This is a genomic window from Wolbachia endosymbiont (group B) of Scrobipalpa ocellatella, from assembly GCF_964188425.1.
Lineage (GTDB): Bacteria > Pseudomonadota > Alphaproteobacteria > Rickettsiales > Anaplasmataceae > Wolbachia.
Window position 1 is genome coordinate 786307 of the sequence record NZ_OZ077190.1, and the last position, 15635, is coordinate 801941.

The window sequence follows — 15635 nt, forward strand, 5'->3', positions numbered from 1 at the left end:
TACCTCACAACTAAATAATTAGTATAGTAATACGAATGCTAAGTTACATCAATCAATAAACTTACAGTAAATTTTCCATTCTCAGTTATAAGCTCTGCTTCTGTACCCTCAACCCATTCTATCACTTCAGCATTGCAAACTGACTGCAAATCATGCTGAGCAGAATAATTTAACTCATCCTCTTTTACACTCGCTTTTATCATCAACTTTTGTATAAGATGCTTAACTGATACGTTATTATCTGCTTTTATTTTTCTCACAAGGTTTAATATCTGCACGAAATTATCTCCCATTTCTTCAGAATACTTATCATAGATAAGTTCTTCCTTGTTAGGCCAATTACTTTTATTGTGAACGGAGTTATAACTATACAACTGATGATATATTTCCTCTGTAATGTATGGCAAAAATGGTGCAAATAACCGCAAAATAATATTGAGTACATATGCCAAACTCTGTTTCGCACTCATGTTTGCCTCGCTGTCCAATGCATCTCCATATGCACGTTTTTTAACTAACTCTAAGTAATTATCACAAAAATCTTTCCAAAAAAATTCTTCTATTGCGCTCAAAGCTTCGCAGTATTCAAACTGTAATAGGTTGTTCGTCGTTTTTTCTATCACTTTATATAATTTGGACAATATCCACTTATCCATCGTCTCACTGATGGAATTTATGCTCAATGCTTGATGTTTTTCCATAAACATGGAAACAAATTTGCTAGCATTCCAAAGTTTCGTAACAAGTCGTTTGCCAATTTTGAAGATATTTTCAGAGTAGACTGTGTCAACTCCAAGTCTTGAGTTTGCTGCCCAATAGCGTACTACGTCAGCTCCATAGGTTTCAAGCATTACATGAGGAGTGATGATATTACCTTTTGATTTACTCATCTTTTTTTTATCATCAGCCAAACACCAACCACTAATCATGATATTTTTCCACGGCAGTGAATCTGCATGATAATGTGCCTTCAAAATCGTATAAAAAGCCCAAGTTCTTATTATCTCATGGCTTTGGCTGCGCAGATCTGCAGGAAATATCTTATCATACCGATGGCTTGGTAAACCGAGCTCACTGTTTACTGCCAGTGCACTTAATTGAGGAGTGATCGCACTTGTTGCCCAAGTATCCATCACATCTTGATCTGAAGTAACTTCTTCTTTAATATACCCTTTCGGCAAATCTTTGAGTGGATCTACAGGTAAATCCTTTACTTCAGCTAGAATGATTTTGCCTTCTTCTCCCTTACGTTTTGAATACCAAACTGGAAATGGTACACCAAAATAACGCTGTCTTGAGATGCACCAATCCCAACTTAGCCCTTCTATCCACACCTCTATACGTTTACGCATAGATTCTGGATGCCAATTACATTTACTCACTTTATCTAATACTTGAGTTTTTTGCTCTAAAGTCTTGACAAACCATTGATAAGTAGGTAATATTTCAAGCGGCGCACCAGATCTTTCAGCACATTTAACAGAATGAGAAATGCTAGTGCTTTCTATTAAAAGGCCCTTTTCAGTTAGGATTTCAATAATTCTCTTTCTTGCTTCTTTAACTCTTAGGCCATTTACTTCATCGTAGATTCCAGCGTCACGCGCTGGAGCGTGTGTCTCCTCTAATGTCTGGATTCCAGTGTCAAGCACTGGAATGTCACTCCCCTTTGTCATCCCAGTGCCTTGACACTGGGATCTATTATTACCATACACTGAATCTAGACTTATCCTACCATCCTGATCGATAATAATTTTCATCGGCAGACCATGCTTTTGCTGCCAATATATGTCGAGCTCATCACCAAACGTACAGCACATAACAAGCCCAGTACCTTTATCTATTTTAACTTTATCATCAGCTATTATTGGAACTTTTGCTCCTGTTATTGGCACTACGGCTATTTTTCCAATCAGCTGAGTGTAGCGTGCATCTTCTGGATGGCAAAAAACTGCAACACATGCTGGAAGCAACTCAGGCCGTGTAGTTGCAATCTTAATCTGCTCATTTTCTTCAGTGGAAAAAACTATCGTGTTCAAAAATGACTCAAAGACTTTATCCTCTATTTCTGCTTGTGCAATTGCAGTTTTATCGACTGGGTCCCAAAGAATAGGTTGCATTTTTTTGTATGCATACTCTTTATTATATAGATCAATGAATGACATTTGAGAAAGTGCCACAGCTTCTTTACTAATTGTGTGATACTCTAAATTCCAGTCATAACTAATACCGACTGATTTAAACAATTCCTTGAATTCCTGCTTTGACTTCTCAATAACTTCATGGCACATCTCTATAAATTCTTCTCTGCCAACTTCTTTTGCACGGGTTTTATAGGTCTGCTCAACTAACCTTTCAGTGGGAAGCCCATTATCATCAAACCCAATTGGATAAAATACATCTTTCCCCAGCATACGTTGAAACCTTGCAATAAAGTCCGTATGGCAATAGCTAAATATATGACCAATATGCAACTTTCCAGATATCGTTGGTGGAGGCGTATCTATAGTGAAAGTATTATCCTTTTCACCATTCCATTTATAAACTTTACTCCCTTCCCATAATATGTTGTATTTGTCTTCAATTTCCCTAAAGCTATACTTTTCTTCTAACATAAATATTTCTCAGTTTTAAGCTTTAAGTTATCACAATTGAGCAAATACAGCAATTTTAATGTCTGCCATTTAATTTAGCCTTGTTATGATACAAATTTTTCTTGATCTTATAATTTTTAATGTATTACATAATAAATTTTTAGTATTGAGGTTTATTATGCTTAACTTTCATAACTTAAAAGAGCTTATAGATATTCTAAGTAATCCATACTATGTGCCTCACCCAGCAAAAGTAGACTTAGTAGAATTGCTTGAAGACGTGCTGGAATTAAAAGATAAAAAAAGCCCAGAAGAGGCAATAACTACATTGAAAGATAAAATAAGAAATGAACTCAAAAGTGAAATGTCGAATGAACTGAAACAAAAAATAAATACTCAAATCCAGCAGTTACAGCAAGAAAAGAAAATATTAGAAACCAAAAATGAAGCAAATAAACAACTAAAAGAAAAAGCAACATATATCGCTACTGCTAGTACTGGTCTTGCTGTTGGGTTAGTAGTGTATATTACACTTGAACATACAAATAAATTGGACATGTGGTTAATCGTTGTTATAGCAACAGTATCTGCATTCTTAGCTGGTGATTTAATAATGAAACCTAGCTCTCAAGTAAATGGAACACAAGAACCACAAGGAGTAGCAAATAAGAATTCAGTGTAGCTTGATATAGTTTTTTTCATTTCACTGCCTTTCCAAATTTGAAGCAGGTTGTTTGAGCCATAGTACAAAGTAAATATAGTAATTTTACACTAAAATTTTTAGTTTTGTTTCTGTGGGTTAGTTGGTACGAGCCTTGCCTTTAAGAAGATGTAAAATCACAATTATTACGAATAACATTCCACCAATAACTGATATAGCTCCACCCGTAATAAAACAAGCACGTGCCAACATTGATGAAATACTTGGCAGATCTGCAACTTTTCTTAAGGCACCATATCCACCAAGCCAAACAAGTCCAGTAATGTGGAGAAAATGTCCCAAGCTATATGCATAAATCTGTAATCTTACTATGGAGCTTTTTATTTCTTTACAGCCCAATTTTGGTAACAGCCAGTAGACAAAATTCATAAAAGCTATAGTAATACCAACTACAGAACCATGATAATGCGCAGGAATAGTGACATTTCCTTCAATAGTTAGCACTCCAAGCACACCTCCATAAATGAACAATACAAACGAGTGAAGAAGATAATTGCCCTTATCATTGAGCAGAGTTTTTATGTTGCAATACACTAATATTGTTAAAAAGCACGGCAGAACTGCTCCAGCAATTCTCATATGCCAGGTAAAAAACTGTATCAATTCAGCACTATCCGCCGAATAAATAAAGTATATAAACGGCGCACCTACGGTCAAAACTGTGTTTATAAATAGTGGTAAAATGGTAATTTTATTTAGACTAATATAGCGAGCATTCAGTATGATCAAATAAACTAAAAACATTGCTTGAGCAAAGGCAAACTGCAGTAAATGTCCGCCTCCCCAAAAGAGATATTCATAAAATAAATTCTTGTCTGAGTGATATAGACCTGGAGGCATATTTTTATGTGCTAAAACAACACAAAGAAATGATGACACAAGTATAATGACCAGGCCAATTTGTCCGATTGAAAGATATGAGTCTTGTTTATTTGATATGTAGGCTAGAGCTGTATTTATCAATATGCTGGTAATGAAAAGACTGAGTCCAAGTAAAAATAATTTGTTTTGTAATACAGGTATATAGTTACTTTTGATAACTTCAGTATTTGGAACAAATGCAGATATAAACATTAGCAGCATGGAAAGGATTGAGAGAATCCATGAGAAGTTAAACCAATGATTGGTGTTTTTTAAGTTTATGATGAAGAGCAGAGATATTATAGAGCACATCCATACCAAAATTGACAAATTTACGTGTATCACCAGTGCATTATCAAAGATATATTGTGCAGAAGGAATGAGAGAAGAAATAAAAGGCAATCGTAGAAAAATAACAATTATTGACAGCAGTCCAGAACAAGCAAGAGCAAGTACTGCCAAGAATATCCATTGCCTGCAAAGTGAAGCGTTATTTTGTATGTTGAGCATTTATTTTTAGGTACTATAGCATAAGATAGTATACATTTTTCAAATTGATATGAGTAGTTCAAATGAATGACATCACAACAATATCTTTCATCCTGAAAATGCTGCCTGTTTCATATTGGAGTAGTATTACTGACAGCATTAGTTTGAGCTATAGATATTTCTTTTAGTCCATACTTGATAAAAGTTATTACAGTAAGAGAATCTTTACATAATGGTATGACATTACGTTAATGCTTTTGATCCACAATTAAGAACATTTTCGTTGTGATTTACGTTTCTAGTATGTATATTAATGAATCTTGTTTTCACTAAATAATGAAAATAATAATTGTCATGATAATGTTATTGTATAGTAACTATACAATGGCAAGCGAACGAATAAGTTTAGTAGATAAAAAATTATCTCAAGGATATGTAGCTCCAATACTTACAGAAAATAGCGTTATTTTACCAGACAAGCACGGTACCTTATATTCCTTTGATATCGATAACCCAAGAGTTATAAATTGGAAATTATACCTCTCAAGTAGGAAAAAAATTGGTAATATGAGTTTATCGAGCTACAAAGAAAACGTTTTCTTCATAGTGGATAACATTCTACACACAATAGATGCGAAAACAGGAGAGATTCAATGGGAAAAAGAATTAAGAGCTCCGGTAAGAGGGAAAACAGTAGTAATAAACAATAAGTTGGTAGTGTTGACTATTGATAACTATCTGCATGCATTTAGTATAAAAGATGGCAGTTCCATTTGGAATTATCAAAATGGTATAAATGAGGTTCGAGGTTTGTATTCCATCTCACCAGCAGTCTCTAATGATAAAATAATGGCACCATTTTCAAATGGAGAGTTAATAGCTTTTAATGAAGAAGGTAAAAAACTATGGAGCCAAAAATTAGCTACAAATCTTTTAGACACACAGCTTACAGATGTAACTACTACACCTAGAGTACACGATAATATCTTAATAGCTACGAGCAACTCTTATATTTATAGCATTGACGTAAACTCAGGAAATATTTTATGGTCAAGGCCACTACAAGTAAAAAGTATATCAAACATTGAGTCATATTATAGCCCTCTTATTCCTGCAGAGAAACAAAAAGAAGGCGGAAGAATTTTCATGGTGACTAAAGATAATAAGGTAATTGGCATCGACATACAAAGTGGAAAAACAGTTTGGACATCTGATTTTATAGAGAATGTGCAATTGTTTGTTCCAATTATGTATGCCCATACGCTTTGGGTAACAAGTAATAAAGGTTCAATATTTGTTTTTCCTGGATCTGAAAGTACAGGAAGGGTAATTAAAATACCTGGTAATGTGTTTCATGCTCCAGTATTTACCCATGGTAAGATGTATATAACGACTGAAGGAAATGGTGTTTATTCTTTAGAAAATAGGTTTGTTTTTTATGACTGATTATGATTTGATTATTATAGGTGGTGGTCCAGGTGGTTACAAATGCGCTATTGCTGCTGCAAAACTTGGACTCAAAGTTGCTTGTATAGACAAAAATAGCATTTTTGGTGGCACGTGTTTGCGAGTTGGGTGTATACCATCAAAAGCATTACTCCATTCCTCTTATCAGTATGCTAGCGCGAAAAATAATCTATCAAAACTTGGCATAAAAGTTAAGGATGTAAGTCTCGATTTGAGAGAAATGATAGGCTATAAAGACGCTAGAGTTCAGGAGCTTGGAAAAGGCATAGAATATCTGTTTAACCTTTACAAAATTACTAAGATCAATGGACTTGGAAAAATTACTTCTTTTGATCAAGGCAATCTTGAAGTTTCAGTTGAAGGTAAGGTACTGAAGGCAAAAAATATAGTAATTGCAACTGGTTCTGATGTTAGTTCTCTACCAGGAATTGATATTGATGAGAAAAATATCATTTCATCAACTGGTGCATTGTCTTTAACTGAAGTACCAAAAAAACTTGTTGTAATTGGAGCTGGGGCAATAGGGCTTGAAATGTCTTCTGTATGGAGGAGGCTAGGGTCTGAAGTCACTGTAGTAGAATTTTTTGACAGAATCGCTGCAGCAATGGATGGAGAATTAAGTAAGTCTCTACTTTCTAGTCTACAAAAACAAGGAATAAAATTTTTACTTAGAACTAAAGTTGAGGGAATAAAACAAAGTAGTAACTCTTTGAGTGTGAAAGTTTGCTCTGTAAAAGATAATCAAACAAACACTATAGAGGCGGATAAGGTATTGGTGGCAGCAGGGCGCAAACCATGCTCTGAGGGTCTTGAAAAAATAGAAAAAGACAGTCGTGGCTTTATTAAAGTCAACAATAGTTATGAAACCAACGTAAAAGGAATATTTGCTATTGGTGATGTGATTGGTGGAGCAATGCTTGCTCACAAAGCTGAGGAAGAAGGGGTGGCAGTTGCAGAGATACTAGCAAGGCAATTGCCTCACGTTGATTATGAAATCATACCGTCAGTCATTTACACCCACCCTGCAGTTTCTTCAATCGGTAAAACTGAAGAAGAACTAAAAAGTGCTGGTCGAAAGTATAAAGTTGGTAAATGTCAATTTGCTGCAAACGGTAGAGCAAAAGTCACTGACGATGCTGAGGGATTCGTGAAAGTTCTGACTTGTAGCAAAGCAGATACAATACTCGGTGTACATATCATAGGAGCATACGCTGATACGCTAATCAATGAAGCAGCGGTTGCAATGGCATATGGTGCAGCAGCAGAGGATATATACAGAATTTGTCACTCTCATCCTGATATAAATGAAGCCTTTAGGGATGCGTGCATCGATGCTTTCTTTAAAAAGTAACTGTGGACCTCGGTTCAATCATTGAAAAATGGTATGATTGGCTAAAGTACAACAGGTCTTACTCACCAAACACTTTGGAGTCATACATGAGGGACCTCAAGGATCTTATAAGTTTCCTAAATACTCACATTGGTGAAGAAGTAAATGTTGGCTCTTTAGAAAAATTAAGCATACCTGAACTGAGAAGTTGGTTTACCTCTCGTTATGCAAGAGGTGTAAATGCGAGATCTAACACTCGCGCATTGTCAGTAATCAGAAATTTTTTCAAATATATAAAAAACAATTATGAAATAAATAATGAAGCGGTATTTTCTTTATCAAGGCCAATTCAGAGAAGAACTCTACCTAAAGCACTTTCAATATCTAACATAGAAACTCTATTGAAAGAAATGAAATTGCCTGATCTAGGCGAGCCTTGGGTGGTAAAAAGAGAAATTGCAATTGTCGTTCTGCTATATGGTACGGGCTTAAGAATCACTGAAGCACTGAATCTTAAGGTTAGTGATATTAGCAATGAAAGTTTAATAGTAACAGGTAAGGGAGATAAACAAAGGCAGGTATTTATTCTTCCAGTAGTAAAAAAGTGTATACAAAAATATATAAAAGCTTGTCCCCACTTTGACGAAGCGGGACATCTTTTTGTCGGGGTAAGAGGAAAAAAATTGGGAAGAACTTATGTTGCTAATCGTTTGCAAAAAATAAGAAGATTTTTAAACTTACCAGAAATTTTATCTCCACATGCATTTCGCCATAGTTTTGCTACTCATTTGCTTCAGGAAGATATTGACATAAGATCAATACAACAGCTGCTTGGCCACTCAAGCCTTGAAACTACTCAAGTTTACACTCACCTAAATTATCAAGATGTCTTCAATATGTATAAAAACTTTCAGAAGAGTTTGAATAAAAAATCGAAATCTTAACTTCGTCTTAAATCGATAATATTGCCGAACTGAGTGCTTGCAACATCATTCAGTACTGTACTTGCTTTATATAAGCAATAGTGACCAGCAGAGAAGAAAGCAAAAACGTTTTGCAAAAGGTTATGAATGAAAGAGAATAGACAGCAGAATTTAAATTAGAAGCTATGTAAAGAAACAAGTCAAGCAAATAGCAAAAGAGCTAGGCTCTGTGTACAAAATGTTAGCAGGTCAAATTAATTGAGGACGGGGATTTGCGACTAAAGTTCATGCACTTGTTGACGTACTGGGAAACCCATTCAAATTTATTTTGACCTCAGGCTAGAGGAACAAAATTACTCAGTTGACTAAAAATGTCTCTAGCTACACTATATGGCTTCTTTAAAATTTTGTTTACAGAGCCTAGAAAGAAAGCTGAGGAAAAGTAGAGGTTACCTTTACATATGAACTACATCTCAACCTGATATTGTCGTTCCTAATATGTTGGATTTCTTGCATAACTCGAATTCAAAAGTTGATGTCATTCCAGCGCGTGACACTGGAATCCAGATATTGGGTTCCAGCTGGGATGACACCTGTTTATGCAAGAAATCTATTGAAAATTGAGTTAAACTAAAAATTCAGTTTGACACACTTTTGTTAAACATTTTTGGGACGTTAAAATAAACAGATAAATAATTTTCTCTTAAGCTACTTCAACACTTTCATCATGGGTTAAAAGCAACTCCACAAGTTCTTGGCAGTTATCAACTGCACAGTCCAGTACTGTATTCCCTAAATTATTTCTAGCGTTAACGTTTGCATTGTGTTTTAGTAGCGTCCTCGTTATATCAACCTTTTGCCTAATAACAGCCAAGTGTAGTGCAGTGTTGCCATCTTTATCCTTAGCATTAATATTAGCACCTTCTCGAATAAGGCATTCTGCAATATTGCAGCTTCCAGATAAAGCAGAGTAGTGTAATAGAGTTCTACTATTTCTATCTCTAGCATTAACATTAGCACCTTTATTGATTAGAAACTCCACTATTCTTAAGTCTCCACTGAAAGTGGCTTTATAGACAACGCGGTGTAACGCTGTTTCGCCATATTCATTCTTGGCATTAACATTAGCACCTTTTTCAATTAGGCACTTCACTACATTTAATTTTCCATTCTCAGCAGCAAAAAATAATGGGCTTCTGTAGTGTTCGTCCCTAGCATCAACATAAGCATCCTCATTAATTAGGTGTTCCACTATACCCAATTCCCCAACGTCAGCAGCTAAATGTAATGGAGTCATACCACAATTGTCTTTAGCGTCAATATTAGCATACCTTTTGATTAGATATTCCACCATATCTAGATCTCCATTTATAGCAGCAATGTGTAATGGAGTCCTGCCATATTCGCCTTTAGCATTAATGTTATTATTTTTAATAATCAGGTATTTTACTATATCCAATTCCCCAGCGTAATAAGCAGCTGAATGCAATGGAGTATTATCATATTTATCTTTAGTATTAGTGCTAGCACCTTTATTGACTAGACATTTCATTACATTCAAATTTCCACTCTTAGCAGCAATATGCAACAAAGTTTGACCGTGATTGTCCTTAACATTAACAATTTTTACCAATTCACCTGGGTAATATTTTTCTATATGTGTTATTATTGCACTAATTGCTTTACAATCACCACTTTCAGCAAGCAAGTGCAAAGGGGTGCTTTTCCTTATAAACAGTGTTCCTCCATATACATAAAATGAGTTAAAGTAAAAGTTATCAATCAACTTACCGTATGTACTTGCGTATCCCCATACAAATGCAATATGGCTCATACTACCTTGTGCTAAACCACCACTGTTTATCAATTCCAAAGCTTTCCTTAGAACTTCCTCTTCTTGTCGGTTCTCTTGTAATTTTAATCTTGTTACTTTTTGTACTAGACTGTGGATATTTAATACACTTTGGTTTTGTTCACCGCCCACCATGGAATATCTCACAAGTAAACGGATGGCTAGCTTTAACTGCTTTTTCTTATAATCACTTACCGAATTTAAGAATATTTCTCTAGCGATTTTATCAGGTGCAAAATAAGCCAAAACATCTAAAATCTCTGAAGCTAATGGTCCATATTGTTCATCACTTCTTACTTTATCCATCGTAACTTCCCAAGCTGTAAAAGTTGTTTTAGTATAGTTATTATCAATTCCTTGAAATATTTTAGACTTAAGCAACTTCTTAGCTTTCTTTTCATACTCTTTTAGGTAATCACTAATTTTAAACTTCTCTATTATTCTCTGATCTTCGATATATGATATTGCTTGTTGTATAGCTAAAGGAAAGCATTGCAACCTTCTTACCAAATTTTCTATCTCCCGATCTTGCGATTTATCTTTTTTTAGTATATTAAATCCTTTTTTAACAAACTCTATAGCGTCTCTTTGTTCCAATTCTCCTAGCTTTATAACGTCTATTCCCTTTTCCAGTTCCTGATCATGCGAGGTAATCAAAATATGAGGCTTGTTAAGATCAGGAGATAAAGAAAATGGCAAAAATTTACTTATCTTTTTGTACTCTTGAACGTTATCGAAAATGAACAGGCTCCTCCTTCTTGCGAAGAAAGCATATACTTCTCTAACAATAGTTTCTATCGTTTTGTCGTTTCCATACTTATCTTTAGGGGAAATACCTAATCTATTTCTAGCTAACCTTAAGAAAGAATCTTTCATAGCTTCAAAGTTTTCAGCGTCTATCCATATAACATTGTCGTCATAATATCTTCTATATTTACAAGCATATTTTCTAGCTAACTGGCTTTTTCCCATCCCCCCAGGACCACTAATAGACGTTATGTATGAAATTACAGCACCTTTGGGATTGCGTTGTAGCGAATCATGTAGCATTCCCAATTCCTCATCTCTTCCTGTAAATAGTCTGACTGGACCTCTTACATCAAACCATACCGCTCCTAAAATTTCCTCTCTTATTTTTTCAAAAAACTCATTTATTTCTTCATGTGATAGAAACTTTCCCTCTCTTGCTTTCATCCAATCCAGAACTTCTACCAGAAAGCGACCATAAACGTTCTTTTTATCGATATTATTAAATTCTTTGCCTAACTCATTCTCAATGATTTCCGCTAGTTTTATCTCGTTAGGTTGATTTACTGCAAATACTAATTTATCAAAAAATTCCCTTATATTCTCTTCTAACTTGCCTTCATTTGTCATTCGCTCAAACTCACGTTGCCATACCTGATTTCTTTCCAATTTTCTTTTTGAGTTTTGATCTGATTTACCTTGAAGTTCTTTTATCTCCTTTTCCAATTCTTCTATTGCTTCTTTTACAGCACTCTTAAATGCCGGTTGCACTATTGAAATCATGTTATCGTGAGTACAAGAGAACTTGTATCTCGTACCGCCGTATTTAAAAAAAATATCACTAGTGCTTATTACTTCAACTGCAATTTCTATTCCTTTGTTTGGTCCCGAAGTTTTTGCTTTCAACTTTTTTATTGTATTTTGTGTTGTACTTTGAGCTAGATCGAAACCGATATTAGTACAGATAGTAAAGTCCTTTAGGTCACCATCTGCAAAATCTGGATTAATTTTAATCTTTAGATAGGAAACAAAATATTTTGGAACGCTAAATTCACCACTTTTATTTTTTGAAAGCAATTTACCTACACCGATTTTTTCGCATTCATTTTGCTTGTGTTTGTTTTGTATAAACCTATGTACTATTTTTTCATTTTTCCTATCCTGAAAAACAATATCATCAAAACCCGTAGCTGATTCCATTTCTGTAGCTAAACGGAAAGAATATCCAACATCTACTGCACGTTTGAGAAGCAGCATTACCCACTTTAGTTGGTAGATATCACCATGAAGAGACCGCTTTCTTCCCCAAGCAGGATAAGTTTCAGGCATCCTCAACCTCACATAATTTTAAAAACAGTACCAACAAATGGTAAAAAAGTTATATGTCATGATATACAGATATCGTAACAAAGACCTTGGAATATCTACGAGATGTGCTGTTATGTAAATAAAAAAATGTGACTAATTACTTAATCTCTCACTCAAAATTGAATTCACCACATCAGGGCTGGCTTTTCCCTTAGTGGATTTCATAACTTCGCCAACAAAGAATCCGTATAATCTTGTTTTACCGCTTTTATATTCTTGAACTTTATCTTGGTTGTTATTGACGATTGTGTCGATAATTTCCGATATTTGATCTCTATCGGTTATTTGCTTGAGGTCCTGTTCTTCTATAATCAAAGACGCAGGTTTGCCAGTTTCAAACATAATATCAAAAACTTGTTTGCCAAGTTTAGCAGAGATCGTTCCATCGACGATAAAATCTAAGAGTTCTGACAAAGCATTTGCTTTAATTGGGGAGCTAACAATATCAATATTTGCTTTGTTTAAACGACCGAAAAGCTCGACGGTTAACCAGGTAACTGCAATCTTTGAATCATGCTTTTTTGCTAATTTTTCAAAATAATCGGCAATTTCTTTATCAGAAGTGATAACGTCTGCATCATATTCATTGATACCTAATTCCTCTATGTATCGAAGTTTTTTTTGATCTGGCAACTCGGGTAAAGATGATTTAATAGAATCAATTTTGTCTTGGCTTATTTCAACAGGTAGCAAATCAGGTTCAGGGAAATATCTATAGTCACTTGAATCTTCTTTGCTTCTCATCACTTTTGTTTTTCCTAAAGTGACATCAAACAATAAGGTATCTTGACTTATTTCTCCTCCGCTTTCCAAAATTTTGATCTGCCTTTGTGCTTCATAATCTATAGCTTGTACAATATAACGTATTGAATTTAAGTTTTTTATTTCACAACGAGTGCCAAATGTGCTACTGCCCTTTGGGCGAACAGAAACATTTGCATCACAGCGAAGTGACCCCTTTTCCATATCACCATCACATGAACCGATGTAACGCAAAATCTGCCTCAATTTTTTCATGAATTCTGCAGCTTCTGCAGATGAACGAAGATCTGGCTCTGAAACAATTTCCATTAAAGCAACACCTGCACGATTTAAATCTATGTAAGTTTTGCTTTCTTCATGAATACTCTTTCCTGCATCTTGCTCTAAGTGAATTCTTGCGATTCTTATTTCTTTTTCATTATTTTTGATAAAAACTTTGCCATTTTTAACTATTGGCTCAAAGAACTGGGTTATTTGATAACCTTGTGGTAAATCGGGATAAAAATAATTTTTCCGGTCAAAGTAAGAGCATTTATTAATTTCTGCAGAAATTGCAAGTCCGGTGCATATTGCTTGCTCTATGCAGCTATAATTTAATACTGGTAGTGTACCTGGCATTGCTGCATCAACTAGAGAAACTTGAGTATTGTGCTCAGTGCCAAATTCCGTTAGTGAACTAGAAAATAGCTTTGTCTTAGAAGAAACCTGAGCGTGTACCTCAAGTCCAATTACTGTCTCCCAGTTTTCTTTTGTCATGTATTTTATTCAATTAATAACTTTATATTCTGCAAACTAGCACAAAAAGTCAAATAAAACTCATTTAACCTATGATCCAAGAGCGGTGTATATCAATAATATAAGAGTTACTACAGTTTCTATTGACTAGGCTGTTATATAATAAAGTTAAGTGCTGCCAAAAAATATCTATAGTAGGCCAAAACATAATTTTGATGGCAACTGATTAGCTAACAAATTTATAAACATCAGTATATAGTTCATCAATGCCTGGCTCTTTACTATTTTTAGCAAAATCTTCTGACTTTTTTACTAAATCTCGTATTTCCTTATCAATAGCTTTGCATTCTTCATCAGAAGCGATTTTATTGTCTGTTATATACTGCTTTAGGGTGCTTATAGGATCATGATTTTGCTTCATATCTTCAACTTCTTCTTTTGAGCGATAAGTAGCAGGATCTGACATCGAATGGCCACGATATCTATATGTCTTCATTTCAAGCAAGAGAGGTCCTTTTCCCCCACGTACGTGCTCAGCTATTTCACTTGTTACCTCATAGACAGAGAAAAAATCCATTCCATCAACTTGTTTTCCAGGAATACCAAAACTCTCTCCTCTTTTATATAGTTCAGTTACTAAAGTTGATCTTTGCACAGAAGTTCCCATTGCGTATTCGTTATTTTCTATGATATAAACCACAGGTAACTTCCACAAAGATGCCATATTAAATGATTCATATACTTGTCCTTGATTTGCAGCACCGTCACCAAAATATGTGAATACAACGTTATCTTTTTTCTTGTATTTATTAGCAAATGCTATTCCTGTACCAATTGGGACTTGTGCACCTACTATTCCATGTCCACCAAAGAAATTTTTTTCAACATCAAATATGTGCATGGAGCCACCTTTACCTTTTGAACACCCTGTTTCTTTGCCGTTTAGTTCTGCCATCACAACATTTGGATCAGAATTACATGCAAGCATTAAGCCATGGTCTCTATAGCTTGTGATAAAAGCATCACCAGGTTTTGATGCAGCTTGAGTCCCAACTGCAACTGCTTCTTGCCCTATTGATAAGTGACAGAATCCGCCTATTAATCCCATTCCGTATAATTGTCCTGCTTTTTCCTCAAATCTGCGTATTAGAAGCATTTTTCTGTAGAACCCAATCACTTGCTCTTTAGTGAAATTTCCTGCTTTCATATTGACTTTCTTTTATTAAACTGAGATCATACCAGAAATCTTTAACATTTTATAATACTATCTATATGGACTACTATCACTGGCTTGAAGCTTTTCACGTTATCTCTGTAATTATGTGGGTGGCAGGTATGCTCTATTTGCCAAGGCTTTATGTTTACCATGCATCTGTAAAACCAGGGTCAGAAAATGACAGCTTACTTCAAATAATGGAGAAGAGACTCCTTAGATATATCATAAACCCTGCAATGCTTTTCTCCCTTAGTTTTGGAATTATGCTAATGATTATTAGGGAAGCATATCGCGAAGGGTGGTTTCATGTAAAAGCGCTAGCATTATTCTTAATGTTTGCTATTCATGTCCTACTTGCAAAGCATAGGAAAAATTTTGCAGTGGGCTTGAATAAGAAAACTCACGTTTATTTTCGTGTTTTAAACGAAGCAGTAACAGTGTTAATAATAATTATAGTTATTATGGTTATTGTAAAACCTTTTTGATTTTCTAGCCTAATGATGAACCATTGAATGGAGTATAAGAATTGTTACTAAATAGTTTATTCTGATGTTCCGTAGTCTAAGTAAAGTA

Annotated in this window: 11 protein-coding genes; 6 read left to right on the forward strand and 5 right to left on the reverse strand. The window is 34.8% G+C overall.

What is annotated here, in order from left to right:
* Positions 1-38: 38 nt before the first annotated feature.
* Entirely contained in the window at positions 39-2612 is a 2574-nt protein-coding gene (locus tag AB3210_RS03615; protein ID WP_007302750.1) for a valine--tRNA ligase, read from the reverse strand.
* Between the two features lie 157 nt (positions 2613-2769).
* On the opposite strand from AB3210_RS03615, the gene AB3210_RS03620 reads away from it, so the two are divergent.
* Positions 2770-3273, forward strand: a complete 504-nt coding sequence (locus AB3210_RS03620; RefSeq protein ID WP_007302751.1) for a hypothetical protein — start codon at positions 2770-2772, stop codon at positions 3271-3273.
* A 117-nt stretch (positions 3274-3390) separates the two neighbouring features.
* Here the strand turns inward: AB3210_RS03620 and AB3210_RS03625 are convergent, their stop codons facing one another.
* On the reverse strand, positions 3391-4596 hold the full coding sequence (locus tag AB3210_RS03625) for a cbb3-type cytochrome c oxidase subunit I (protein ID WP_230440361.1): 1206 nt from the start codon (positions 4594-4596) through the stop codon (positions 3391-3393).
* On the opposite strand from AB3210_RS03625, the gene AB3210_RS03630 reads away from it, so the two are divergent.
* The 4 genes from AB3210_RS03630 (at position 4514) to AB3210_RS03645 (ending at position 8403) form a co-directional block, all read left to right on the forward strand.
* The gene (locus AB3210_RS03630) at positions 4514-4693 is read left to right on the forward strand and encodes a hypothetical protein (RefSeq protein WP_230440362.1); all 180 of its coding nucleotides are present in this window, start codon (positions 4514-4516) and stop codon (positions 4691-4693) included. The two genes, AB3210_RS03625 and AB3210_RS03630, sit on opposite strands and share 83 nt — an antisense overlap.
* Positions 4694-4998: 305 nt before the next feature.
* A complete protein-coding gene (locus AB3210_RS03635; protein WP_052264752.1) occupies positions 4999-6108 on the forward strand; it encodes a PQQ-binding-like beta-propeller repeat protein in 1110 nt (369 codons plus the stop codon).
* Entirely contained in the window at positions 6101-7480 is a 1380-nt protein-coding gene (gene lpdA / locus AB3210_RS03640; RefSeq protein ID WP_052264753.1) for a dihydrolipoyl dehydrogenase, read from the forward strand. Before AB3210_RS03635 ends, lpdA begins: the two co-directional genes overlap by 8 nt.
* Positions 7481-7482: 2 nt before the next feature.
* Entirely contained in the window at positions 7483-8403 is a 921-nt protein-coding gene (locus AB3210_RS03645) for a tyrosine-type recombinase/integrase (protein ID WP_010401376.1), read from the forward strand.
* A gap of 682 nt (positions 8404-9085) precedes the next feature.
* Here AB3210_RS03645 and AB3210_RS03650 read toward each other — a convergent pair.
* From AB3210_RS03650 to pdhA, 3 genes are all read right to left on the reverse strand, one after another.
* The gene (locus AB3210_RS03650) at positions 9086-12310 is read right to left on the reverse strand and encodes an ankyrin repeat domain-containing protein (protein ID WP_230609112.1); all 3225 of its coding nucleotides are present in this window, start codon (positions 12308-12310) and stop codon (positions 9086-9088) included.
* A 132-nt stretch (positions 12311-12442) separates the two neighbouring features.
* Positions 12443-13867 carry an Asp-tRNA(Asn)/Glu-tRNA(Gln) amidotransferase subunit GatB gene (gene gatB / locus AB3210_RS03655; RefSeq protein WP_052264836.1) on the reverse strand — a complete coding sequence of 475 codons (1425 nt, stop codon included), beginning with the start codon at positions 13865-13867 and terminating at the stop codon, positions 12443-12445.
* Positions 13868-14072: 205 nt separating this feature from the next.
* Positions 14073-15053 (reverse strand): pyruvate dehydrogenase (acetyl-transferring) E1 component subunit alpha, encoded by a 981-nt coding sequence (gene pdhA / locus AB3210_RS03660; RefSeq protein WP_052264837.1) that lies wholly within the window; start codon positions 15051-15053, stop codon positions 14073-14075.
* A 65-nt stretch (positions 15054-15118) separates the two neighbouring features.
* On the opposite strand from pdhA, the gene hemJ reads away from it, so the two are divergent.
* Positions 15119-15547: a protoporphyrinogen oxidase HemJ gene (gene hemJ, locus AB3210_RS03665; RefSeq protein WP_012481732.1), complete on the forward strand. Its 429-nt coding sequence runs from the start codon at positions 15119-15121 to the stop codon at positions 15545-15547.
* The last annotated feature ends 88 nt before the right edge of the window (positions 15548-15635 follow it).

Coding starts and splice junctions, on each gene's coding strand:
- AB3210_RS03650 (WP_230609112.1), bottom strand. CDS start 12,310: ATGCCTGAAACTTATCCTGCTTGGGGAAGAAAGCGGTCTCTTCATGGT.
- pdhA (WP_052264837.1), bottom strand. CDS start 15,053: ATGAAAGCAGGAAATTTCACTAAAGAGCAAGTGATTGGGTTCTACAGA.
- AB3210_RS03635 (WP_052264752.1), top strand. CDS start 4,999: ATGAAAATAATAATTGTCATGATAATGTTATTGTATAGTAACTATACA.
- lpdA (WP_052264753.1), top strand. CDS start 6,101: ATGACTGATTATGATTTGATTATTATAGGTGGTGGTCCAGGTGGTTAC.
- gatB (WP_052264836.1), bottom strand. CDS start 13,867: ATGACAAAAGAAAACTGGGAGACAGTAATTGGACTTGAGGTACACGCT.
- AB3210_RS03620 (WP_007302751.1), top strand. CDS start 2,770: ATGCTTAACTTTCATAACTTAAAAGAGCTTATAGATATTCTAAGTAAT.
- AB3210_RS03615 (WP_007302750.1), bottom strand. CDS start 2,612: ATGTTAGAAGAAAAGTATAGCTTTAGGGAAATTGAAGACAAATACAAC.
- hemJ (WP_012481732.1), top strand. CDS start 15,119: ATGGACTACTATCACTGGCTTGAAGCTTTTCACGTTATCTCTGTAATT.